19 protein-coding genes are annotated in these 23,965 nt (G+C 64.1%); 17 read left to right on the top strand and 2 right to left on the bottom strand.

Annotation, left to right across the window (positions count from 1 at the left end; genetic code table 11):
• Nucleotides 1-10: 10 nt before the first annotated feature.
• Nucleotides 11-2,218 carry a ferric-rhodotorulic acid/ferric-coprogen receptor FhuE gene (gene fhuE, locus ELS24_RS14570; protein WP_127184537.1) on the bottom strand — a complete coding sequence of 736 codons (2,208 nt, stop codon included), beginning with the start codon at nucleotides 2,216-2,218 and terminating at the stop codon, nucleotides 11-13.
• A gap of 270 nt (nucleotides 2,219-2,488) precedes the next feature.
• Between fhuE and ELS24_RS14565 the strand changes: the two genes are divergently transcribed.
• From ELS24_RS14565 to ELS24_RS14555, 3 genes are all read left to right on the top strand, one after another.
• Nucleotides 2,489-3,631 (top strand): metallophosphoesterase, encoded by a 1,143-nt coding sequence (locus ELS24_RS14565; RefSeq protein WP_127184536.1) that lies wholly within the window; start codon nucleotides 2,489-2,491, stop codon nucleotides 3,629-3,631.
• Between the two features lie 16 nt (nucleotides 3,632-3,647).
• Nucleotides 3,648-5,114 carry a hypothetical protein gene (locus tag ELS24_RS14560; protein WP_127184535.1) on the top strand — a complete coding sequence of 489 codons (1,467 nt, stop codon included), beginning with the start codon at nucleotides 3,648-3,650 and terminating at the stop codon, nucleotides 5,112-5,114.
• Between the two features lie 83 nt (nucleotides 5,115-5,197).
• Nucleotides 5,198-5,995, top strand: coding sequence for a ProQ/FinO family protein (locus ELS24_RS14555; protein ID WP_050444860.1), 798 nt, complete (start codon nucleotides 5,198-5,200; stop codon nucleotides 5,993-5,995).
• Between the two features lie 113 nt (nucleotides 5,996-6,108).
• Here the strand turns inward: ELS24_RS14555 and ELS24_RS14550 are convergent, their stop codons facing one another.
• Nucleotides 6,109-6,690, bottom strand: a complete 582-nt coding sequence (locus tag ELS24_RS14550; RefSeq protein WP_127184534.1) for a DUF4202 domain-containing protein — start codon at nucleotides 6,688-6,690, stop codon at nucleotides 6,109-6,111.
• A 212-nt stretch (nucleotides 6,691-6,902) separates the two neighbouring features.
• Here ELS24_RS14550 and ELS24_RS14545 point away from each other — a divergent pair, with 212 nt between their 5' ends.
• The 14 genes from ELS24_RS14545 to ELS24_RS14480 all read left to right on the top strand — a co-directional run bounded on the left by ELS24_RS14545 (nucleotide 6,903) and on the right by ELS24_RS14480 (nucleotide 23,963).
• Nucleotides 6,903-7,871, top strand: a complete 969-nt coding sequence (locus ELS24_RS14545; protein ID WP_127184533.1) for an alpha/beta hydrolase — start codon at nucleotides 6,903-6,905, stop codon at nucleotides 7,869-7,871.
• Between the two features lie 140 nt (nucleotides 7,872-8,011).
• A complete protein-coding gene (locus ELS24_RS14540) occupies nucleotides 8,012-10,546 on the top strand; it encodes a type VI secretion system Vgr family protein (protein WP_205736975.1) in 2,535 nt (844 codons plus the stop codon).
• Nucleotides 10,543-12,255 (top strand): esterase/lipase family protein, encoded by a 1,713-nt coding sequence (locus tag ELS24_RS14535; protein ID WP_127184531.1) that lies wholly within the window; start codon nucleotides 10,543-10,545, stop codon nucleotides 12,253-12,255. Before ELS24_RS14540 ends, ELS24_RS14535 begins: the two co-directional genes overlap by 4 nt.
• Before the next feature lie 95 nt (nucleotides 12,256-12,350).
• Entirely contained in the window at nucleotides 12,351-13,451 is a 1,101-nt protein-coding gene (locus ELS24_RS14530; protein WP_127184530.1) for a T6SS immunity protein Tli4 family protein, read from the top strand.
• A gap of 61 nt (nucleotides 13,452-13,512) precedes the next feature.
• Nucleotides 13,513-14,757, top strand: a complete 1,245-nt coding sequence (locus ELS24_RS14525) for a T6SS immunity protein Tli4 family protein (RefSeq protein WP_127184529.1) — start codon at nucleotides 13,513-13,515, stop codon at nucleotides 14,755-14,757.
• Between the two features lie 287 nt (nucleotides 14,758-15,044).
• The gene (locus tag ELS24_RS14520) at nucleotides 15,045-15,779 is read left to right on the top strand and encodes a FadR/GntR family transcriptional regulator (protein WP_127184528.1); all 735 of its coding nucleotides are present in this window, start codon (nucleotides 15,045-15,047) and stop codon (nucleotides 15,777-15,779) included.
• A 208-nt stretch (nucleotides 15,780-15,987) separates the two neighbouring features.
• Nucleotides 15,988-17,493, top strand: a complete 1,506-nt coding sequence (locus tag ELS24_RS14515) for an ABC transporter substrate-binding protein (protein WP_127184527.1) — start codon at nucleotides 15,988-15,990, stop codon at nucleotides 17,491-17,493.
• Nucleotides 17,494-17,629: 136 nt separating this feature from the next.
• Nucleotides 17,630-18,547: an ABC transporter permease gene (locus ELS24_RS14510; RefSeq protein ID WP_127184526.1), complete on the top strand. Its 918-nt coding sequence runs from the start codon at nucleotides 17,630-17,632 to the stop codon at nucleotides 18,545-18,547.
• The gene (locus ELS24_RS14505) at nucleotides 18,544-19,413 is read left to right on the top strand and encodes an ABC transporter permease (RefSeq protein WP_127184525.1); all 870 of its coding nucleotides are present in this window, start codon (nucleotides 18,544-18,546) and stop codon (nucleotides 19,411-19,413) included. Before ELS24_RS14510 ends, ELS24_RS14505 begins: the two co-directional genes overlap by 4 nt.
• A gap of 4 nt (nucleotides 19,414-19,417) precedes the next feature.
• On the top strand, nucleotides 19,418-20,428 hold the full coding sequence (locus ELS24_RS14500) for an ABC transporter ATP-binding protein (protein ID WP_050444869.1): 1,011 nt from the start codon (nucleotides 19,418-19,420) through the stop codon (nucleotides 20,426-20,428).
• Nucleotides 20,425-21,294 (top strand): ATP-binding cassette domain-containing protein, encoded by an 870-nt coding sequence (locus ELS24_RS14495; RefSeq protein ID WP_240669521.1) that lies wholly within the window; start codon nucleotides 20,425-20,427, stop codon nucleotides 21,292-21,294. Before ELS24_RS14500 ends, ELS24_RS14495 begins: the two co-directional genes overlap by 4 nt.
• Nucleotides 21,291-22,421, top strand: coding sequence for a YncE family protein (locus ELS24_RS14490; protein ID WP_127184524.1), 1,131 nt, complete (start codon nucleotides 21,291-21,293; stop codon nucleotides 22,419-22,421). Before ELS24_RS14495 ends, ELS24_RS14490 begins: the two co-directional genes overlap by 4 nt.
• Before the next feature lie 121 nt (nucleotides 22,422-22,542).
• On the top strand, nucleotides 22,543-23,484 hold the full coding sequence (locus tag ELS24_RS14485) for a DctP family TRAP transporter solute-binding subunit (RefSeq protein ID WP_404976350.1): 942 nt from the start codon (nucleotides 22,543-22,545) through the stop codon (nucleotides 23,482-23,484).
• Entirely contained in the window at nucleotides 23,484-23,963 is a 480-nt protein-coding gene (locus ELS24_RS14480; RefSeq protein WP_127184522.1) for a TRAP transporter small permease, read from the top strand. The genes ELS24_RS14485 and ELS24_RS14480 overlap by 1 nt, the downstream gene beginning before the upstream one ends.
• Nucleotides 23,964-23,965 lie beyond the last annotated feature (2 nt).

The following is a 23,965-nucleotide window of genomic DNA, read 5'->3' as shown; positions in this document are numbered from 1 at the left end:
GCCGCCCACCTTAGTACTGATAGCGCATCGTCAACATGGCGCTGGTGCCCGCGCCCCAGGCCCCTTGGCTATAGAAGCCGACCTGGCTGTAGTACTTGCGGTCAAACACGTTGTTGACGTTCAACTGCGCCGACAGGTTGCGGTTGAAGCGATATCGCGCCATCAGGTTGGTGATGGCGTAGCTGCCCTGACCGACGCGCTCGTCGCCATTGGGGCCGCTGGCGATGGTGTAGACGCCGCTTTGCCAGTTGACGCCGCCGCCCACCGTCAGCCGGTTCCAATCACCCGGCAACTGGTAGGTGGTGAACAGGCGCACCAGCGAGCGCGGCTGGTTGGTCTGGATGGGGGCGCCGTCACCGTCGCGGGCGGTCCAATGCGACCAACCGGCCGCCACGTTCCAGCCCGGCGTCACCTCACCCGACATCTCAAGGTCAAAGCCGCGGCTGCGCGTACCTTGTGCGGCCCGGTATGCCTGGTTGATCGAACCCGGCACCAGGTAACCCGGGTCGGTCTGGGCGACGTTGTCCTGCTCGACCTGGAAAATGGCGGCGCTGGCGTTCAGGCGGCCTTCCAGGAATTCGCCCTTGATGCCGGCCTCGTAGGACTTGCCTTCCAGCGGGTCCAGCCAGCTGCCGTTGCGGTCCTGGTAGCTTTGCGGGTTGAAGATGCCGGTGTAGCTGACGTAGGCGGTGTAGGTCTCGTTGATGTCGTAGAGCAAGCCGGCATAGGGAATGAAGGCGTCTTTGTCGAATGCCGTGCGGCTGCCGCCGCCAAAGCCCACCGAATCCGTCTTCCAGGTGCTGTAGCGCCCACCCACGATCAGCTTCAAGGGGTCGGCCAGGTTCAGGCGCAGCGCGCCGTACCAGCCGCTTTGCTTGGTGGTGTAGCGGCTGGCGGTGACGGCGGTGTCGCTCCACTGCGGCTCGGGATACGAGCCATCCCAGTCGAAAAAGTTGCCCACCGGCGCGGCGTCCAGCGCCGAGCGGTAGTCAAAGTCCGCGTATTGCCGGGTGAAGCTGGCGCCCACCACCGCTTCATGGCGGCGACCAAAGGCCGTGAACGGGCCGGAGGCTTTCAGGTCCAGGCTGTTCTGCTTGCGGTCGCCCAGGTACCACGCGGGCGATCCGTTCACGCCCAAGCCGGTTTCGCGGTCGGGCCAGCCATACAGGTACAGCAGCTTGCCATCCATTTCGTGCTTGGAATGTGACGCCACGGCCTGCACGCGCCAGTCGTTGTCAAAGCGGTGTTCCAGGCTGGCGAAGCCGCCGGACGTGGTGCTGGCCCACGAACTCCAGTCCGCGCCCGTGTTCAACGACCGCTTCCAGTCGGTGCGCCCGCCGTCCGCGTACCACAGCGGAAAGCCGCCCCAGCTGCTGCGCTGCGGGTCGTTGTCCTGGTAGTTGAAGCCCGCGCTGAAGGTGGTGCGCGACGTCAGGTCGGCGTCCACCACGCCGTAGAAGATCTTTTTCTTGTTCTGGTAGCCGTCCAGATACGAATGGTTGTCCTGGTAGGCCGACACGATGCGGCCGCGCACGCTGCCGGATTTGTTCAGCGGCGTGGACAGGTCCAGCGTGCCGCGATAGGTGTCCCAATTGCCGGCGCTGACGCTGACGTCGGCCTTGAACTCACGGCTGGTGGCGTGCTTGCGCACCAGGTTGATGGACGCCGACGGATTGCCCGAGCCGGTCAACAGGCCGGTGGCGCCGCGCACAACTTCCACGCGGTCATAGATGATGGGGTCGATGGACGATTCGCCGCCCGCATAGCCCGTGTTGAAGTCGGTGGGTACGCCGTCGTACAGGTAATTGGTAATGGAGAAACCGCGCGAGCTGAACGAATAACGCTCGCTGTCGTAGTTTTGCACCGAGATACCGGGCGTGCTGGCCATGACGTCGGCCAGCGACAACATGTTTTCATCTTCCATGCGCTGGCGCGTCACCACCGTGACGGATTGCGGCGTTTCGCGCAGCGTCAACGGCAGGCCGGTGCTGGCGGCCGTGGCGCGCGGCGTGTAAGACCCCGTCCCTTCTGTCGTGGTCGGGTCGCCATCGCCCACGACCTGCACGGTGGGCAAGGTCGCCACGGCGCTGTCCTGCGCGGCGGCATTGGCGCAAGCCAGCGCCATCAGCACCAAGGCCGAGGTGCGGCATAGCGGAAAACCGGGCTGATGATGAGAACGAACACGGGGTTTGCGGCGCTGCGGCCTGGCGACATGCATGCTGGCTTCCTCTCCCTGAATGGGCTTTTGATGTGGGGACGAAATGTAATGCGAATACTTCTCATACCTATATTTTGTTGCGAATTTACGACGTGTATTTGCCACATACATTCGCGACGTTTCATTGACTCGCCCACTTGCCGCTGCGGCTTGCCTGGGCCTAGACGGCCTGTCATCAGCACACGCCTCCGCACCGGCATAATGTCGCTGGCTCCGGCCGGCCCCATTTTTTCCAACGGCATCCCGCCCTCTTCCAGTAGGAATCACCGCGTGTTCCACGTCTTCACGGCACTGATCAGTCTCTACGTCATCTGGCGTTTCGTTCTGCCCCTGTCCTGGTCCAAACCCGCCAAGCTGCTGCTGTCCGCCTTGCTGCTTGGGGTTGCTGAGCACCATCTGGTCACGCGCCACTTTTTCGGCTCGATGGCTTCCCCTGAAATTCCCGCCACGCTGATCATGGTGCTGGGCTGGCTCTTCGGCGGGCTGCTGCTGTTGGCCATGCTGCTGCTGGTGCGCGACGTGGCGGGCGTGGCGGTCTACGCCGTGTCACGCGCGCGCGGCCGGCGCGTGTTGGCGGCACGCCGTTGGGGCGCCAGCGCCGCCGTGCTGGCCATGGCGCTGTCGGCCATCGGCGTGTGGCAGGCCGTGCGCGTGCCCGACGTCAAGACGATCGAAGTCGCCCTGCCCAAGCTGCCGCCCGAGCTGGACGGGTACCGGCTGGTGCAGTTGACCGACCTGCACGCCAGCCGGCTGCTGGAAGCCCCATGGATGCAGGCCGTGGTCAACAAAACCAATGCGCTGAAGCCCGACCTGATCGTCATCACCGGTGACCTGGTCGACGGCACCACCAACGCCCGCGCGGCCGATGTGCTGCCGCTGCAAGCACTGCGTGCCCCCGACGGGGTCTATGCCATCCCCGGCAACCACGAGTACTACGCGGAATACCAACGCTGGCTACCCGCGTTCGACAAGCTGGGCCTGCGCCTGCTGTTGAATGAACACGTCACCTTGACACCCAAGGGGCAGCGTTTGGTGCTGGCCGGCGTCACGGACAAGATGGCCGCCGCCTATGGTCAGGACGTGCCGGACGTGGCGCGCGCCATGGACGGCGTGCGGGCTACCGACCCGGTCATCCTGCTGAGCCATCGCCCAATCGGCGCGGCGCAGAATGCGCGCGCGGGCGCCGGGCTGCAATTGTCCGGCCATACTCATGGCGGGCAGATCCTGGGGCCGCACCTCTTGACCCAACTGGCCAACGAAGGCTTTGTGTCGGGCAAGTACGATGTGGACGGCATGCACCTCTACGTCAGCAACGGCGCGGGGCTGTGGCCAGGCTTTCCGATCCGCCTGGGCCGCCCCTCGGAAATCACGCAGGTCGTGCTGCGCTCACCCGCCAAGGCCGCCGTCCAATAAGCGGCGCCCCCAACCCATGACCTATCTGCTGTGGTCCCTGCCTGCCCTGATCGTGATCGGCGCCATCGCCAGCGGGCGCGTCAACACCACGGTGGCCGCGGTGCTGGGCCTGTGCGCCGCCGTCCCCATTGCACTGTCCGCCGCGCCTGCCCCGTTTGCCGGCGAGCAATTGGCGGTGACGCTTGAGCGTGGCGCATGGATCGGCTGGATCATCACGCCTTATATTCTGGGCGGGCTGCTGTTCTGGCAGATGGCCTCGCAGGGCCAGGCGCCTGGGCAGGCGACCGCCGCACACCCCGAACTGAACGACCCGCTGGCCCGGCGGCGGCGGCTGTTCTTCGCCTGTTTCCTGATCGGCCCTTTCGCGGAATCCGCCACGGGTTTTGGCGTGGGCATGCTGGGCACGGTGCTGCTGATCCGCCCGCTGGGCCTGAAGCCGCGCGACATCATGGTGTTCGCCTTGCTGAGCCAGACCCTGATTCCGTGGGGCGCGATGGGCAGCGGCACCTTGCTGGCCTCCGCCTATGCGCGCGTGCCGGCCCCACAGTTGGCGCTGTACAGCATGGTGGCGGTGGCCTTGCTGATGGCGGTGTGGATGGCGCTGTACTGGCGCACCGCGCGCCGCGCCGGTCTGCGCGCCGATGCCGCCGAACACGGGCGCGAAGCCGCCTGGATCACGGCCAGCCTGGTCCTGCTGAGCGCCGCCACCGCCGTGCTGGGACCAGAAACCGCGCTGCTGGTGTCCTTTGGCCCCTTGATCGTGCTGCGCTTTGTGCTGGACCGCCGCCCCGACCGCGCCCAGGCGCTGGCCGCCGCCCGGCGCGCGCTGCCCTACATGCTGGTGATCGCCTGCCTGGCCGTCACACGGCTCGTGCCCGCGTTCAACCACACGCTGGGCGCCTGGGCCGACATCCAACCCTTTGCCGACCTGCCCGCGTGGAAGCCTTTTTTGCACGCGGGCAGTTGGCTGATGGTGGGCGCGCTGGCGCTGGCCGCCTGGCGCCGCCAGCCGCGCGCGTTGATGACCCAGGCGCGCACGGCGTGGCACACGGGCCGCCACGCCGTCATGTCCGTCTTCCTGTTTGCGATGATGGCCGAGGTGCTGGCCGGCGCGGGCATCTCGCAGGCCTATGCCGATGGGCTGTTTGCCACGCTGCATGACTGGACCATTCTGATGACCCCCTTGCTGGCGGGCGCCTTTGGTATCCTCGCCAACAGTGGCAACGCGCCGAACAGCCTGTTCATGCCATCGCAGCTATCATTGGCGCTTAACGCGGGTTTGAACGTGCCGGCAGCGGCTGCGCTGTTACACGTTTCGGGCACGGCAATGGGCATTTTTTCCCCCGTTCGCATGTCGATTGCGGCCGGTTTGGCCCACGGACAGGGGCAAGAACGCGGCGTGTATGTTCTACTACTGCCGTTTGCCCTGGCCGCGTTCGGCATTCTTTTATTCCTGGCACTGCTTGTCGTGCTGTCGGGATAGCCCGCCCGAGCGCTGATGCTCACGGCCTCAACCTTTTTTTTGTGTAGCACATGGGACTAGAACAGTTAGCCGCGATCCGGGCCTTGATCACCAAACAAGCGCCTGAAGAGCCTACCCCCAAGAAAGATGCGCGTTCGCAAGGCGGCGGCAAAGGACCTCGCCCGCCCGGTGGCGGCAAGGGCCCGCGCCCGCAAGGCGGCGACAAGAACGCCCGTTCGCAAGGTGGCGACAAGGCTCAGCGCCCGCAGCGCGAACGCCGCGAATCGCCCGTGGACCCGGTCGTGGTCGCGATCTCGCGCCTGCAACGCCAGTTTCCCAAGGCCTTCCCGAAGAATCCCGCCCCGAAGCTGCCGCTCAAGCTGGGCGTGCTGGCTGACCTGGTGCAGCATGCCCAGGCTTTGCAGCTGGACGAGGCGCAGATCAAGGAAGCGGTCAAGACCTGGTGTGATGGCCGCCGCTACTGGGCCTGCATGGTGGAAGACGCACCGCGCGTGGACCTGAACGGCGAACCCTCGGGCGCCGTCACCGCCAACGAAGCCAAGCATGCCAAGCGCATGGCCTCGCGCAGCGCATCCAAGAACGCCGCTGCCCGCAACAAGGCCAGGAAGGAAGCCGCGGCTGCCGCTGCCTCTGGCGAAGCGCCTGCCGCGGATGCGGCTGCAAGCACCGACACCGCCGCTTCGGCCTCAGCCGCCGTCGCTGCTCCGGTCACGGCTCCTGTCTCGGCTCCGGTCCAGTCGTCGCCGCAAGCGCCGGCTGAGGCTTGCGCTGCAACGCCGACCGAGATCTCCGCTGACTCGGCATCCGCCGACACGCCGGACTCGTCCAACGATGCATCCACCAAGGATGCCGACGATACGTCTACCGACAAGCCTGCGTAGTCATACCGCCTTCGGGCAAGCTCCGTCTTGCACGACGGCAACAAGCCCGGCTCGCGACATCCACGTTGCGGCCGGGCTTGTGTATTTGTGCGCGCAGCGCGTGTGTACCGGCCTTACGCCGCCAGCGCCTGCTCCAGGTACGCCGTTCCCGCCGCGCTATAAGGCAAGGTCAGCGCCCACTTGTGACCCGCTGCGTCCATCTTCTGCAAAGACTTGCGCAAAATTTCCACAATCTTCTCGCCGTGGGCGGGGTGAAAGGCTTCGTACTGATATTGCAGAAACACCAGGCACAAGGCGTTTTCCATAGTCTGCACATCCGCGTCCTGCTTGATGCCCTGCTTCATGACGATGGTCTTGACGCGGTCAATCACGTCGTCCTCGCAGCCCGTTTCACGCAAGATGCCTTCCGCGACAGCGGCATGGTGCCGCGCCAAGGCCTTGCGCCACGTCAGATAACCCACGCGCCCGTCCGGGTAGCTCTTGCGGCTGATTTCCCAGCGCCCGATATGCTGGCAACGCGAGGCCAGCACCAGCGGCAAGGGCGCCTCCGGGGCCAGCTTCAACACCCATTCGTGCAGCTTCTGCGCCAGGAACAGTTCTTGCGGGCAGGTTTCGCCCTGCCAGGTGAACAGATTCGGATCGGTGCCGTTGTACTGGTCAAACCGAAGCAGCGTCTGGTGTAGGCGGTCGTTCATGCGTGGCGTTTCCAAGAAGGCGATAAGGGTGACAAGGCAAGCGTGACTACCGCAAGCCCGGCAAAAGCTAGCCGGCAACCGCGCGATGGGCAGGCGCGGCCAAAGACGCAACGATGATAGCGCCAAGCGGCGCCGCGCAAGCGGGTTTCAGCGAGGCCGCGCAATCCGAGTCATACTGGCGCGTTCCCGCATCGGCATCCTACGGACACCCCATGAGCGACGCTTCCCACACCCCTACCCTGGCGCCCGACGTGCTGGCCGCGCAAGCACTGGCTCAGCAGCACGGCGTAGCCACGCCCAACGTGCTGACCACCCCCATCGCTGAATTCCGAGAAAAAAACCGCGCCTACCAACAGTGGTTGAGCCAGCCCGCGCCGCCCGTTGGCCGCGTGGTGGAACATCAGCTGGACCATCTGCCCGTGCCCGCCACGCTGCGCCTGTACTACCCCGAAGGCGCGAACGACACGCCGCTACCCTTGTACCTGCATCTGCACGGCGGCGGCTTCGCACACGGCGACCTGGACTCGCTGGACCGCTGGAAACGCGAGATCGCGGCCGACGCCGGCATCGTGACGGCGGGCCTGTCCTACGCCTTGGCGCCAGAAGCCCGCTACCCCGTCGCGCTGGAACAAGTGTTGGGCGCGCTGCGCTGGCTGCGCGACCAAGCGCCCTCGTTGGGCCTGGATGCGTCGCGCTTGTCGGTAGGCGGCGAATCCGCCGGCGGCAACCTCACGCTGGCCGCGCTGCAACGCCTGCGCGACGAGGGCGACGCCTTCATCAAGACCGGTGTCGTCATCTACGGCATGCTCTCCGCCCGCCGCGACACGGCTTCGCACGACGCCTATGGCGACGGACGCTTTGGCCTGTCCACGGAAAAGCTCGATTGGTACTGGCGGCAGTATGTTGGCGACGCCGCGCAATTGAAGGACCCCGGCGTCACCCCACTGCACGCCGACATGAACGGCCTGCCGCCGCTGATCCTGCAAGCCGCCGCACTGGACCCGCTGCTGGACGACACGCTGGACTTGGCCAACCAACTCTTCGCCACCGGCGCCGCGCCCATGCTGGTTGTGTACTCCGGCGTGCCGCACAGCTTCATCGGCATGACTCGCCTGTTGCCCCAAGCGCAAGAGGCACGCGCGGACTTGATCCACGCCTTGAAGCGCAACTTGGCGGCTTAGCTTTGCCGATTCGCTTTGCCGATTCGCTTGGCCGCATAGGAAAGCGGGACGCAGTTTCATAGTCGTCCAATAGACAGCGCCTTTTGCCGCTGTGCAAGATGTTCGGTTCCATCTTGCACACCGCCAAAAGGAGCACCGCCGTGCCTCGGCTGTCCGACTTGCGCTTCACCTTCAACCCCGCCAGTGGCACGGCGTTTGACGTCGTTGAATTCACGCTGGACGAGGCCCTGTCCGAGACCTATCGGCTGTGCCTAGAACTGTCCAGCATCGACCCCGCCGTTGATTTCGGCACGCTGCTGGACCAGCCCGCGCTTTTCACCATCTGGCGTGGGGACCAGGCGGTGCGCCATGTACACGGCATCGTCACGGAATTCGTCCAAGCCGACACCGGCTTTCGCCGGACGCGCTATCGGGTAGTCGTAGAACCCTCCCTGGCTCGCGCCGCGCTGTGTTCTGACTGGCGCATCTACCAGCACCTGTCAGTACCCGAGATCCTGGCCGACGTCATCAAGCGCCAAGGCATCACCGACTACGAACAGGTCAGCACCTTTGAGCACCTGCCCCGCGAATACTGCGTGCAAGCCGGCGACACCAACTTGGCGTTTCTGGACAGGCTGGCGGCCGAAGAAGGCTACTTCTACCGCTACGCGCACTCGGAACACGGGCACCGCCTGATCCATGGTGACCGCATCTACATCCATGGCGAGATCGCGGGCGGGCCGGTCCTGTACAACCCCATGCCTGGCGGCGACCAGGCCGAACCAGCGCTGCATCGCTTTGCCTACGCCGAGCGCATCCGCACCGCCGTGCAGAACCAGCGCGACTACACGTACACCCATCCGCGCTATAGCCAGGAACATTCCCCGGTCGCCACCGACCTTGCCCACCAGGATCATCGCTACGAACGCTACGACTACCCCGGCCGCTACAAGCGCGACGAAGTGGGCAAGCCGTTCACCCTGACCCGTCTGCTGGGCCGTCGCCGCGATGCGCGCGTGGCGTTTGTCGAAGGCGATGACGCGCGCTTGATCCCCGGTGTCGCCTTCGACCTGACCGGCCACCCGCGCGAAGACTGGAACCAAGGCTGGCGCCCCGTGCGCATGCGCCACCACGGCGTGCAGCACACGAGTCAAGAAGAAGACGCGGCGGGTTCCGAACAAGGCACGCACTACCACTACACCGCCGAACTTGTGCCCGACAAAGTCGACTGGAAGCCCGAGCCCCAACCCAAACCCCGCCTCGATGGTCCGCAGATGGCCACCGTCGTCGGCCCTCCAAATGAAGAAATCTATTGCGACGCCTGGGGCCGTGTGAAGGTGCAGTTCCCCTGGGACCGGCTGGGTCGCAATGATGAACACAGCTCCTGCTGGATCCGCGTGTCGCAAAACTGGGCTGGTGCGCAATGGGGGCACATGGCTATCCCCCGCATCGGACAAGAAGTCATCGTGCAATTCGCAAACGGCGATCCAGACCAACCTTTGGTCATCGGGAGAACGTTCCGCGCCACCAACCTGCCGCCGTATGAACTGCCGCGTCACAACATCCTGAACACGATCAAAAGCAAGGAGCACAAGGGCAACCGCGCCAATGAACTGCGCCTGGACGATACCTCGGCACAGATCAGCGCGGCCTTGATGAGCGAGCACGGGGATACGCAGTTGCACTTGGGGTACTTGACGCATCCGCGTCCGGGCGGTGGCAAACCTCGTGGGGAGGGGTTTGAACTGCGCACCGATGAACACGGCGCATTGCGTGCGGCAAAGGGCCTGTTGTTAAGCACCGAGGCGCAGTTGCAAGCCAAGGGCGGGCAATTGGACCGATCCGATATCGTTGCCGCCTTGGAATCCGCATTGGAATTGGCTCGTAACCTGGGCGACTACGCCGCCACCCACGAAGGCGTACCCCACGACGCGCAGCCCCAACAGTCATTGACCGAAGCAGTACGCAATCTGGGGCACGGCGCCAACAACCAATCCGCCGGCAATGGCCAAGGCGATGCCGGCGCGATGGGCCTAAGCGCCCCAGCCGGCATCGCCGCCGCCACCCCCGCCAGCATCGTGATGACGGCAGGCGCCCATATCGACAGCATCGCCCAGCAGCACCAGCAGATCAGCGCCGGGGAAAAGGTAGTCATCAACGCAGGCGGCGACCTGGGCCTGTTCTCGCAAAGCGGCGCCATGCGCCACATCGCCCACCAAGGCGAACTGCTGCTGCAAGCCCAACACAACGCCATCCGCATCCAGGCCGACCAAGGCGCCGAAATCACCTCCAGCAAACAGCATGTGCTAATCGCCGCCGACAAGCACATCACGCTGCTCTGCGGCGGGGCGTACATCAAGATGGCCGACGGGAATATTGAACTCGGCATGCCGGGCAAGCTGACGGTGAAGGCGGCACAACACAACTTTGTGGGGCCAAACAGCGCGTCGATGGAATTCAACACCTGGGAGGCAACGCCGTTTGACGATGCCTATGTCGTGCGAGACGCCGCCAGCCTTGAACCGCTGGTGAACACAGAGGTGGAACTGCGCCGAGGCGACGGCGCGCTCGTTCGCGTAATCACGGATGCCCAAGGACGTCTGCCCAAGCAGCAGGACCTGTTGATGGACTTGGTCAGCATGCGAACGGTGACGGCCAATTCGGTCGCGCAAGAAAATTTGGAGGAGAACTCATGAACTCGCCACTGCCCGATGACGAAGTGCTGATCCCCTGCACGCGCGACGAGCTAGGCCGGCGCGTGTATTCCACGCGACTGACGCCAACCGAAGACAAGCGCGCCAAGGTCTTGCTATGCAGCGTACCCGCGCCGATACCGGTGGTTTTCCTACCGGGAATCATGGGTACTAATTTGCGCAATAAGGAATCGAAGGAATCAGTGTGGCACCCACCAAACACCGGCTTTTCGATCGGAGATATTTTCGGGCTCATCGCCGCGATTTTTACATGGTGGAGCCGCGGTCCCAAAGAGCGTCAAGAGCTGCTGGACCCGGACCTAGTTGAAGTCGATGACAGCGGTCCCATCGACCTTGGTGATTCCTGCTTGAACGCCAAGGCCGCACAACGGCGAGGCTGGGGTAGCGCCCACAAAATGTACTACCACCCATTCCTGGCCCGCATGGAACAACGCCTGGACAACATCTATCGCGCTCGGAAACTTCAGAAATGGTGGAACGAAGACAGCCTGCGCGATCCCAAGGAATACGGCGAGGAACGTGGCCAGGTCTCCGTACTCACCGAAGATGAATTGATCCAGGCTGGCAAGTACCAGTTCGACGTCTGGTGCGGTGGCTACAACTGGCTGCAATCCAATGCGGACTCAGCAGCGGACATACGCGACTACATCGACAACACCGTACTTGCCCACTATCGGGAACACGGCGGCATCAGCGCAGAACAGGCCGATGCCATGAAGGTGATATTGGTCACGCATTCCATGGGCGGCATCGTCAGCCGCGCGCTGACCCAATTGCAGGGGTACGACAAGGTACTGGGCGTGGTCCATGGCGTGCAGCCCGCCAGCGGCGCACCGGCCATTTATCACCACATGCGCTGCGGCTATGAGGGCGCGGTCCAAATCATCCTGGGGTCGAACGCAGGGGAAGTCACCGCTGTCGTGGGCCGGTCGCCTGGGGGCCTGGAGTTGATGCCGACGGTGGAGCACCGGGGCGGCATGCCCTGGTTGTTTATGCGCAATGCCAAGGGGCAGGTGCTGAAAGATGCCGCCGGGGTCCCGCGCGCGTATCCGCAGCGCAGGGATCCGTATGAGGAGATCTATAAAACTTCGGCGTGGTATGGCTTGGTACCGGAACAGAACACAGAATACCTGAATATGTTGGAGAAATCGGGACCCTCAAAAGCTCCCGCAACTGGCCGATCAGATTTTGAGGACTTGGTAGATCAGGTTGCAAGGTTTCATGATCGTCTGTGGCATGGGGGCTATCACCCGCATACGTATGCGCACTATGGGGCGGATGACGGCTTGCATAGCTGGCGCGAGATTATCTGGCAAGGCGATCCCACACCCCTCGAGATATTTGGCGCCAAGCCTCGCGATGACGGCAACGGCAGCTACCAGGGGTGGTTTGAACGAAAACTCCCCACATTAATTCCTACAACCCCACCGTGGACTGCACAGGGTCAAGACACGCATAGCAGTGGTGGAGACGGAACTGTTTCAACCGATTCTGGCCGCACACCGGGAAGAAGCGGCATCAAAGCCAGTTTCCGACATGGCAGTAAAGGCTATGGCCAATACAACAAAGAAAAAGGCTACGAACACGCAGATAGCTATGTCGATGCGCGCGCTCAATGGGCCGCGATGTTCAGCATCATCAAGATTGCGCAGCTTGCAAACTGGCACCCCACCGACAGAGGGAAGACATGATTCACGTGCTTCGACCATTGATTGCAATTGGCACGGCGGCTTCCGTAGCGCTCTCCGGTTGCTCCTCCTTCTCAACCCAATCCCGGAGTAACTCCATGAATAAAGATGGTTGGATCACGCACTGCTTTGGCCGCTTTCTGATCGACCTTCCCTCGAACGCGGTTATCAGGCCAGGCTATAGATTATGGGGCGCTCGGATGGAGTCACTTCAATTGCCCGCGTCCGCGCTTGAGGGTGTCATGAATGCGCGGGAGCGCGAACTTAAGGCTCAGCCCCATCTGAAGTCCCATGGCAACCTGTTTTTGCGTCGGATCGAATTTGGTCCGAAAGCAAAAGGTATCTACTCCTGGAATTCCGAAGTCAGTACGAAACTATTCCGTCTTGACACATACGCGATCGCAGAGCCCGCCGGACCGGTTTTCCGATTACAAGTACGCGTCTCCGACGATCGTGAATCGCTTGCGCTGAATCAAGCGACTGCATGGACCAGCAACCTCCGCTCACGCGAACCGCTCGAAATCCCCACCGACCCGGGCTTCTGCATCAATGACGGCTTCATCGCCGGCAGTGCTTTCCAAGTCGAGGGCTTCCGAATCGGTGTCACCTTCCCCGACCACCCCGGCGCGCAGTTTCTCTTTCGCTCCAGCACCGGCGCTGAGGAAAACCGTTTGCTGGAAAGAATGGGCGGCTTCCTGATGGGCGTCGCCAAACTGGCTGCGGGCATTACTACATTGAAAAAGGGCGTCCGCAATATCGGCCAGATCCAGGCCGAGGAATACGCCACCGCGGGCAGCCAGGATGGGCAGCGGCTGTACTCCTTTACTTGGGAATCCCAAGGCAAGGACGACTCCATTACCGAGCCAAACCTGGCCGCTCAATTGGGTGTACTTGAACGCAACCCCGACGACCAGGGCAAGCCACCGCCACCCGCTTTTGCATCGGACGCCGAGGCGGTAGCGCTGTGGGACGCCATTGTGGAATCCATTCGCCTACGACCCGGCGCGGCGGGCGCTTCATCGGCAGGGCCCGCGGCCAGTGGCGGGATGACTGCAGCCTCAGACAGCCCATGCCCGTGGCCGGGCGTTTGGAAATGTGACGATTCGGCGTTCGGCGGCGAACAGACGTTTATGCACGGCCAGATTCTGCCTCGGGTCAAAGGGCAGGTCGTGTCTTGGCGGCTGATCAAGGCGTTCTGATTGGCATGCGATGCAAGATGTTTGGGAACACCACGGTGCCCATTACTCAGGCAAGGAAGTCATGATGAAGGCACGCGTTTACGCAGCCGCAATTGCGCTTGCGGTCGTGGTTGGCAGCAGCATCCTGTGCTTACAACACAAGGACACCCCCGTGACCAACGCAACCACAGACATCCGCACCTGGGCATTCGGCCGACACTTGATTGATTTGCCTTCGAACTGGTTTTACAGCACAGGCAGCTACGTCACGTTGTATTACGGATTGGATACCGATTTCAAAACCGTCGAAGTCAGGGTGTTAGGGATGGAAGTCTCCCCCGAACGCTTTGCGGACGCGGTGAACGACAGATCGTCGCAGATTAAAAACGTCGATCATGATTCAGGTGGGTCTATGTTGCTCGCTCAGATAGGCCTGAATCCGACACAAACCTTGCTGCGCTTTTTTCGCAACCCAGAGCAGAAAAACTATCACACCCATGAACTGCATCTTCTTGTCGACGACGTTTACGTCCTGATCAAAGCTCAGTCGTACGAGAACGTCATCGCGCCAGTCGAAGCCCGCATCCAAACCCTGGCCAAGACCATCTCGAAGATCGACGACCCGCAGAGTGCCGGACCAGGCTTTGGGCTCGGTCCCGTCATCATCCGCGAACATCACGATCAGGAAATCGGCATGCTGGAGTTCTATGTAGACGGCTCCAACATTGAACTGGAAGCCCGAATTACCGCCCTGCAGCCAGACTCATCCACCGGCCTTCAAGCACGCGCCAAGAAACAGCTATCCGGTATCTGGCATAACAGGTTGCGCGCGGGAAAGCTGACCCTTGCCGCCATGCAAGCGGAACAGTTTGCGTTCGGATACACGGACACCGACCATCATGCCTTCCTCTTTTTGGCGGAAAGCTACCGGGACACGCCGGGATTTACCCAGCCGTCCATTCACTTGACCATGAGTGGCGGCGGCGCGCTTATGCAGACCGTTCCCGACGAAGTCAAACTGGACCTCGTCCGCTGGTCCCTGCCCCGCTTCGTCCCCGACAAACACGCCATTCCCCCCTGGAAACGTCCACCCGCGCCGCCCCGCGTGAACGCGGCCCTGTCCGATAGGGAAGCCGGCAAGATCTGGGACGCCATGTTGGCGTCAATACGCCTGCGTTACCGAGCCGTCGCGCCCAAACCGCCATCGGTGTTCGATCAGGTCGGCAACCCGGAGAAGGCAGCTGCCGACAAGAAGGCGCTGGACGATTTTCTCAGCACCGATGAAAACGGAATGCCCTGGACGCCGCCGGAATCTGGAATTGAGTGACGCCATGACGCCATGCTCGGCCATCCCGGCTTATGCGGTCGTCTGATTGCGATAGGCTCAAGGACACTTGAATAGTGTGGCCGCGCTAGTGGTTTTCCCTGAAATCCGTTAATTAGGCGGCCCAGCCCGTTCACAAGCCGCACGCGCTCCGGTACATTTCGTCCAGTGGCCTGACCACTGGACCATCAGGCATCTCAACAAAATCCAGCAACGCTTACGCCCACGCAAGACACCACCGCCCCAAACCTATTACGCTCAGCGTCCCGAACACTTCAACCCGCCACACGATGACTTCCCTACAGGCCGTAGCCTCAACCCGCCTTTACCGCATGATTGCCGACCAGATCGCCGCGCGCATCAAGGCGGGCGACTTTCCCGCTGGGGGCCGCCTGCCCGCCGAGCGCGAGCTGGCCGAGCAATTGCAAGTCAGCCGGGCGTCGGTACGGGAAGCCTTGATCGCCCTGGAAATCGAGGGCTATGTGGATGTGCGCGTGGGCACGGGCGTGTTTGTGTGCCAGCCGCGTGAAGACGGCCAGTATCAAGACGCGGCGCCGGCCGCCGCCGCCGCCGACAGCGTCGAAGCCACCGACATCGGCCCCTTCGACCTCTTGGAAACGCGCTTGCTGATCGAACCGGAATGCGCCGCCTTGGCCGCGCAAAAGGCCTCGCCCGCGCAAATTGCCGCCATCCGCGCCGCGCACGACGGCATGTCGCTGACCGAATCGCCCAGCGTGCATGACCGCGCCTTTCACAGCGCCATCGGCGCCGCTTGCGGCAACGCCGCCCTGGCCGCCGCCATTTCGCACATCTGGCACCTAAGCACTTTGAGCCCGGTGTTCCATCGCCTGGAAGAACACTTCGTGACCACCAAGGTGTGGATCGAAGCCCAGAAAGAACACGAACGCATCCTCGCGGCCATTGTTGACCGCGATCCCATCCGCGCGCGCCACGCCATGCACGACCATCTGGTCGGCATCCTGGCGCGCTTGCGGGAAGACTTCGGCAACGTTGGGATCCGATGATTTGACGAACTTCTAATCCGCCAGGCCTGAAACGCATCAGGCCCCTTCCCTGACCGACCGTGCATGCACCGCCGGCGCAATATGCGCTGCCCGCGGCAAGGGGAGCGGCTTGCCTGTCGATAGGAAAAAAGCGCAACCAACGCAGCACCGCAAGACCGCAGCACAGCACCCCGTAGGCCCCACACATAAAACATATCAAGGTGAAAACATGCAGCTAACCCGTACCGTGAAGTTCGTGAGCGCGGCGCTACTGGCGCTGGGCGCCCACGCCGCCCAGGCCAACAAGGCCGACAATTCCCTCAACATTGCATTCGACGCCGCGCCCGCCACTCTGGACGCCTACAAGGAATCGGACCGTCCCGGCCTGGCGCTGGCGCGCATGGTCTTCTCGGGCTTGCTGCAAAAGAACCAGGACACGGGCGAGTTCGGCCCGGCCATCGCCACGGGCTACAAGTTCGTGGACGACACCACCATCGAACTTCCCATCCGCCGCGACGTGAAGTTCCACGACGGGTCGTTGTTGACCATCGACGACGTGCTCTACACGCTGAACCTGGTGTCGTCCGACGCCTTCAAGGCACGCTTCCAGAACCAGGTGGCCTGGATTGCGAAAGCGGAAAAAGTCGGTGACGACACCGTGCGCATCAAGATGAAGACGCCCTACCCGCTGGCGCTGGAAATGTTGTCGGAAAACCTGCCGATCTATCCGCGCAAGTATTACGAGGCGAATCAGTCGGACATGGGCGCCAAGCCCATCGGCACGGGCCCGTATCGCCTGACCGACAGCCAGCCCGGCAGCCGCTATGTGTACGAACGCTTTGACGATTACTTCGGCCCCAAGCCCGCCGTGCAAAAGCTGGTGGTGCGCGTGCTGCCTGATGCCAACACCCAATACGCCGAGCTGCTGTCCGGCGGCCTGGACTGGATCTGGCGCGTGCCGCCCGATGTGGCCAAGCGCATGGAGAAAACGCCGTCGGTCACGGTGAAAAGCAGCAGCATCATGCGCATCAGCTATATCTCGCTGAACCCGCGTTTTGACGACGGCAAGTCGCCGCTGGCCAAGCAGGAAGTGCGCCAGGCCATCAACCACGCCATCGACCGCGAAGCCATCCGCAAAGCACTAGTGGGCGGTGCGTCCAAGGTGATCAACACGGCCTGCAACCCGGCGCAGTTCGGTTGCACGACCGACGTGCAGTCCTACAAATTCGACCCGGCGCGCGCCAAGCAACTGCTGGCGCAAGCCGGCTACCCCAATGGCATCACGCTGGACCTGGTGATCTCGGCGCCGCCGCGCAGCATCCTGGACGCCGCCGCCGCCCAGATGGCGCAGGCCGGCATCAAGGTGAACCTGGTTGAGCAGCAGTACGGCACCGCCATGACCAGCTGGCGCGAAGGCAAGACCGCCATGCTGGCGTCCAACTGGGGTTCCTACGGCATTGCCGACGCGGCGCTGTCCACCAGCAACTTCTTCCGGGGCGGCCCGGATGACCAGGCGCGCAACCCGGAAGTCATCAAGCTTCTGGAAGCGGCCGACACGTCCGTCGACCGCGACCTGCGCGCCAAGAACTACGCGGCCGCGCTGAAGATCGTGGCCGACCAGGCGTACTGGGTGCCCTTGTGGAACCACTCGCTGAACGCCGTGCAGGCCAAGGGCCTGAATTTCTCGGTGGACGGCGACGAGTTCCCGCGCTTTTACAAGGCCTCCTGGAAATAAAGCTTGCGGCGCTTGCGCCCAGGCCTTGTTCCAAGCGTTGTGCCATTCCGGTCCGGGCGCGTGTAAGCCCCCGGCCGGAACGGCGCGCGCCGCTGCACGTCGACGCGCGCCGACGCAAGCCCATAAAGGTTGACCCATGATTGCATTCCTGTTTCGCCGTTTGCTGGTGGCCGCCCTGCTGGTGGTGTTCGTGTCGCTGATCAGCTTTTCGCTGGTGTTTGCGTCCGGCAACCCGGCCGCCCGTCTGGCCGGCGAAGGCAGCGCGGCGGATGCCGCCCGCCTGTCGGTACAGCACGGCTTTGACGACCCCATCCTGCTGCAGTACGGCCGCTGGCTGACAGGCGTAGTGCGCGGCGATTTCGGCGACAGCCTGTACTTCAGCCGCCCCGTGGCCGAACTGCTCAGCCAGCATTTTCCCGCCACCGCCAAGCTGGGCCTGGCCGCCATGGCCTTCGCGCTGCTGCTTGCCATTCCGCTGGGCGTGCTGGCCGGCATGCGCAAGGGTTCGCTGGCCGACCGCGCCACCATGCTGCTGTCGGCCTGCGCGCAAGCCATGCCGCCGTTCTGCCTGGCCTTCCTGTTGATCATCGTGTTCAGCGTGCGCAACCAATGGCTGCCCGCCTCGGGCTTTGACACCTGGAAGCACTACGTAATGCCGGTGGTGGCGCTGGGGCTCTTCGCCATGCCCGCCATGCTGCGCCTGATGAAATCCGAGATGGAAACCGTGCTGGCCACCGACTACATCCGCACGGCCCGCGCCATGGGTCTGGGCGGCCCCAGCGTGGTGCTGAAGTACGCGCTGCGCAATGCGCTGCGCCCGCTCGTGTCGCTGGCGGCCGCGCAGATGGGCACCTTGCTGGCGGGCTCCGTCGTCATTGAAACCGTCTTCGCCATCAACGGCGCGGGCCTGCTCGCCTGGACCTCGATCCTACGCGGCGACTTTCCCACGATGCAGGCGCTGATCCTGATCTTTGCGCTGATCTACATCGTCCTGACTCTCGTCGCCGACCTGATCAACGGTTGGCTGGACCCCCGCGTGCGAGCCGCCTCATGAATACCGCTATCCCCTCCCCCCTGCCCGTCGCGCCGCGCGGCGACCGCCTGGCGCGCGCCGGCCAACGTGTGGGCCTTATCGTGCTGGCCCTGGTGGTGCTGGCCGGCTTGATCGGCCCCTGGCTGATTCCGCACGACCCGTATACGCAAGACCTGCTTGCCCGGCTGCAAGAGCCGGTGTGGGCCGAAGGTGGTGACTGGAACCACATCCTGGGCACCGACCAGTTGGGCCGCGACGTGCTGGCGCGCGCGCTGTATGGCGTGCGCGTGTCGGCCTTGATCGGCCTGTCCGTTGCGCTGATGGGCGGCTTGATCGGCACCACGCTGGGTGTCGTCGCCGGCTACTTCGGCGGCACGGTGGACCGCGCCGTGTCCTTCCTGATCACCGCGCGCCTGGCCTTGCCCATCATTCTGGTGGCGCTGGCCGTGGTGTCGGTGGTGGGCGCGTCGCTGACCGTGGTGGTGCTGGTGCTGGGCCTGCTGCTGTGGGAACGCTACGCGCTGGTTGCGCGCACCATGGCCGCCGGGCTGCGCAACGCGGAATTCGTCACGGCCTCGCGCTTGCAAGGCTGCACGCATCTGCAAATCATCTGGCGCGACATCCTGCCGAACCTGGTGGGCAACCTGCTCATCATCGGCACCGTGGATGCGGCCATGGCCATCACGCTGGAAGCCTCGCTGTCGTTCCTGGGCCTGGGCGTGCCGGCGCCGATGCCGTCGCTGGGCCTGATGATTGCCGAGGGCAAGGAAAACATGCTGTTCCAGCCCTCGCTGGTGGTCATCCCCAGCATTGTGCTGTTCGTGCTGGTGCTGTGTGTGAACCGGGCGGGCGAAACGCTGCGCGCCATCCAGATGAAGAAAGGTTGACGCCATGACCGCCACTTCCCATCCCCTGCTGCGGGTTGAAAACCTGCACATCGACATCCATACCGCCACGCACACCAAGCACGTGGTGCGCGCGGTGGACTTCACGCTGGAACGCGGCAAGACGCTGTGCATCGTGGGCGAATCCGGCTGCGGCAAGTCGTTGACGGCGCTGGCCTTGCTGGACCTGCTGCCCGCCGCCGCGCGCCGCCGCATGACGCGGCTGGAGTTCGCCGGGCAGGACCTGTCCACGCTGAACGCGCGCCAGTTGGCGGAATTGCGTGGCGCACGCATCGCCATGATCTTCCAGGACCCGATGACGTCCTTGAACCCGGTGTTTCAGATAGGCACGCAGCTGATCGACGTGATGCGCCGTCACAAGCGCGTCAGCCGTCGCGAAGCCGCCGAGCGCGCCGAATACCTGCTGCGCCGCGTCGGCATCACCAACCCCGAAGAACGCATGCGCCAGTATCCGTTCGAACTATCGGGCGGATTGCGCCAGCGCGTGATGATCGCCATGGCGCTGATGTGCGGCCCCGAACTGCTGATTGCCGACGAACCCACCACCGCGCTGGACGTCACCGTGCAGGCCGAACTGCTGGACCTCTTGCGCGACATCCAGGCCGAGTTCGGCTTGGGCATGGTGTTCATCTCGCACGATATGGGCCTGGTCGCGCGCATTGCCGACCACGTCATCGTCATGTACGCCGGCGACATCGTGGAAGGCGGCACCGTGCAAGAGGTGCTGACCCGCCCCAGCCACCCCTACACCGCCATGCTCCTGAACTGCATACCCCAGCCGGGCCGCACCGCCCCGCGCACTGACCTGCCCACCATCGCGGGCGCGGTGCCGTCGCTGGACGTGGCCATCCGGGGCTGCGCCTTTCGTGAACGCTGCCCGGTGGCCGAGGCCCGTTGCGCGCAGCCGCTGGTGTCGCGCATGCAAGGCAGCCACCGTTGCCTGTGCGTGAAACCGGGCGCGTTGATGGCGACGAAGACTGCGGGAGTCTCGGCATGAACGACAAGCTGAACGCCAACATGCATCCCAGCAAGAATTCCAAGGCGGTTGCGGCCGCGCACCCCGCGCCCTCGCCCGCCAGCATCCGCCTGAACGCGCTGTCCTTCCAATACGGCCGCGCCGGCCTGTTCTCGCGCCGCCCCGCGCCGCGCATCCTGCATGACATCGACCTGCACGTACCCGCCGGCCAGACCATCGGCCTAGTCGGGGCATCCGGCAGCGGCAAGTCCACCATCGCCAAGCTCATGCTGGGCCTGTTGGCGCCCACCCAGGGCCAGGCGCTGCTGGACGGCCAGCCGCTGGCCGCGATGCCGGCGCGCGCCCGCGCCCGCCGCATCCAGATGGTGTTTCAGGACCCGTATTCGTCGCTGAACCCGCGCCGCACCATCAATGAAATCCTGACCGCGCCGCTGCGCGTGCATGGCATCGGCAATGCGGCGTCTCAGGCGGCATCGGTGCGCCGCATGATGGACGCCGTGGGTCTGGTGCCCGCCTTTGCCGCGCGATATCCGCGCGAACTGTCCGGCGGCCAACGCCAGCGCGTGGCGATTGCGCGCGCCCTGATGCTGGAGCCGCAACTGCTGATCTGCGACGAACCCACGTCCGCGCTGGACGTATCGGTGCAGGCGCAAATCTTGAACCTGCTGATGCAATTGCAGCGCGACCGTGGCCTGGGCTATCTGTTCATCAGCCATAACCTGGCGGTGGTGCAGCACATTGCCGATGACATCGTGGTGCTGCAAGGCGGCCGCATCGTCGAACGCGGCACGGCCGATCAGGTGTACTTTTCGCCCCAGCATCCCTACACCCGGCAATTGATCGGCGCGACGCTGGCTGTGCCCGACGCGCAGGAGCTTGCCGCATGAGCGCCGCGCCGCATTACCTGCTGGTCGGCAACGACGAAAAAGTCACCTGGGACGACGGCCAGATTCGCTTCCTGGCGCCCGGCCGCGACACGCTCAGCATTTTCGACGCCGCCGCCAACCCGGCCGCGCCGGTGCATGTCGCAACGCTGCCCCTGCCCAATTCGCTGTTCGGCCCGCCCGTCAATCTGGCCGTGACGCCCGACCAGCGGCTGGCCCTGATCGCCGATTCCATGGCATGGCCCGCGCGCGCCGATGGCCAGGGCTGGCAGCCCACGCCGGGCCGCGATCTTTACGTGGTGGACCTGGCCGCCACGCCGCCGGCCATCGTGCAAACCCTGCAAGTGGGCCTGCAACCGTCCGGCTTGTCGATCAACCGCGCCGGCACGATGGCGCTGGTGGCGAACAAGGCGGGGAAGTCGGTATCGGTGCTGAGCATCAACGATGCCCACGTCAACGTTGTCGCTGAAGTCGACCTGGGCACGCCCGTTGTCGCCGTGTCGTTCTCGGCCGATGGCCGCCGCGCCTTCGCCGTCAAGACCGACACGCACCGGCTGGCCGTGCTGCACATCGACGACACCGGGCCCGTGCCGCGCGTCACGCATGACCCCGCCGAAGACCTGACCACGGGCCTCGTGCCCTTCAACCTGGTGGTGTCGCCCGACGGCGCGCTGGCCTTGGTCGTGGACATGGGCAGCCCGACGGCCTCCGACGGCCATGCGGATTCCATCAGCGTGGTGGATCTTCAAAGCGCGCCGCCGCGCGTCATCGACCGCTTGATGGTGGAAGACGGCCCCGAGGGCATCGCCATCAGCCCCGATGGCCGCCATGCCGCAGTCGCCATCGTGCAGGGCTCGAACAACCCGTCATCTGAATGGTTTCACCACCCGCGTGGCCAGATCGTGCTGCTGCGCATTAACGGCTTGCGCGTGACGCGCGCGGGCGCCATCGAGGTGGGAGCCTTACCCGAAGGCATCGCCTTCAGCCCCGACAGCAGCTACCTGTATGTCGGCAATTTTCTGGACGCAACCCTGCAGGTGCTGGCCGTGGGAGACAACGGCCTGACCGATACCGGTACGTGTATCCCCCTGCCCGGCCACCCCGCATCCATGCGGGGGCAATTCTACTGAGCGGGGCCGCACCCCCGCCGCCTGTTGAACCCACCCCACCTTCTCATTTCGCATCTGGAGTACCCCCATGACCCACGCTCCCCAAACATTTCGCGCCCTGATCGGCGGCGCGCTTGTCGCCATGGCCGGCTTTGCGCCGCTATCGGCCCATGCCATGGACATCAAGCTGGGCCACGTGCTGGCCCCCAGCCATAGCTGGAACAAGGCCGCCGAAGGCTTTGCCGCCGAGGTCAAGGAAAAGACCGACGGCCGCGTCAACTTCGTGCTGTTCCCCAGCGGCCAGTTGGGCAACGAAAAGACCATGCTGGAAGGCTTGCAGATCGGCAGCCAGGGCGCGGCCATCATCGGGTCGGGCTCGTTGCAGCCGATTGAACCGAAGTTCGGCGTGGTGGAACTGCCCTACACGTGGTCGTCGTCGCAGCAGGCCTACAAGGCCTTTGACGGCGAGCTGGGTGCGGCGCTGGCCAAGCTGGCCGACAAGAAAAACCTGACCATCATTTCCTGGTGGGAAAACGGTTTCCGCCACGTGACCAACAACCGCGGCCCCATCGCCAAGCCCGCCGACCTGGCCGGCCTGAAAACCCGCGTCACGCCCGACAAGATGCGCCTGGACACCTTCACCGCGCTGGGCGCCAACCCGGCCCCGCTGGCCTTTGGCGAGCTGTACTCGGCATTGCAGCAAAAGGTGTTTGACGCGCAAGAGAACCCGCTGTCCATCATCTACACCTCGTCGTTCTTCGAAGTGCAGAAGTATCTGTCGCTGACGGGCCATGTGTGGGGTCCGGCCAGCCTGATCATTTCCAAGCCCGTCTGGAACCGCATCTCGGCCGACGACAAGAAGGTGGTGCAGGCCGCCGCCGACAAGTGGCGCGACGCCCAGCGCAAGATGATCACCGACGGCGATCAGCAATTCGTGGCGCAATTGAAAGAAAAAGGCATGCAGGTCAACGAGGTCGACAAGGCCGCCTTTGCCGCCGCCGTGCAACCCGTGTGGAAGACCTACTCGGTCACCTACGGCCCTGAGCTGATGGCGCTGGTGCAGAAGTACCGCGAGGCCAAGTAATGCTCAACCGACTGTCCGCCATTCTGTCGGGCATCAGCAAGGCCTTCGCCGCCCTGGCGGTGGCCTTGCTGGCGATCCTGATCTCTTACGTGGTGTTCTCGCGCTTCGTCACTCACACCACGCCGCATTGGGCCGAGGAATTGCCGCGCCTGGTGCTGGTGTGGTCGGCCTTCATTGGCGGCGTGGCGTGCAGCCATGACCGCTCTCATCTCATGGCCGGCCTGCTGCCCTTCATGGTGCGCAGCCCGCGCGTGCTGAACGTGGTTGAACGCGTCAACCAGGCGCTGGTCATCGTGGGGCTGGCGGTGCTGGGCTATGCCGGCTGGCAGTTGGCCGAACTGACGGGCGACCAGACGCTGCCCGCGCTGGATGTGTCCGCCGGCACGGTGTACCTGGCATTGCCGTTCGCGTGCGCCATCACCATCGTGGTTCATCTGGCGCAGCTATTCGCGCCCACCCCCGCCATGGCAAAGGAATAACA

It is taken from the genome of Achromobacter spanius (assembly GCF_003994415.1).
GTDB lineage: Bacteria > Pseudomonadota > Gammaproteobacteria > Burkholderiales > Burkholderiaceae_B > Achromobacter > Achromobacter spanius_C.
The sequence above is the reverse complement of the archived record's forward strand: the minus strand, read 5'-3'. Positions and strand labels throughout refer to the sequence as shown.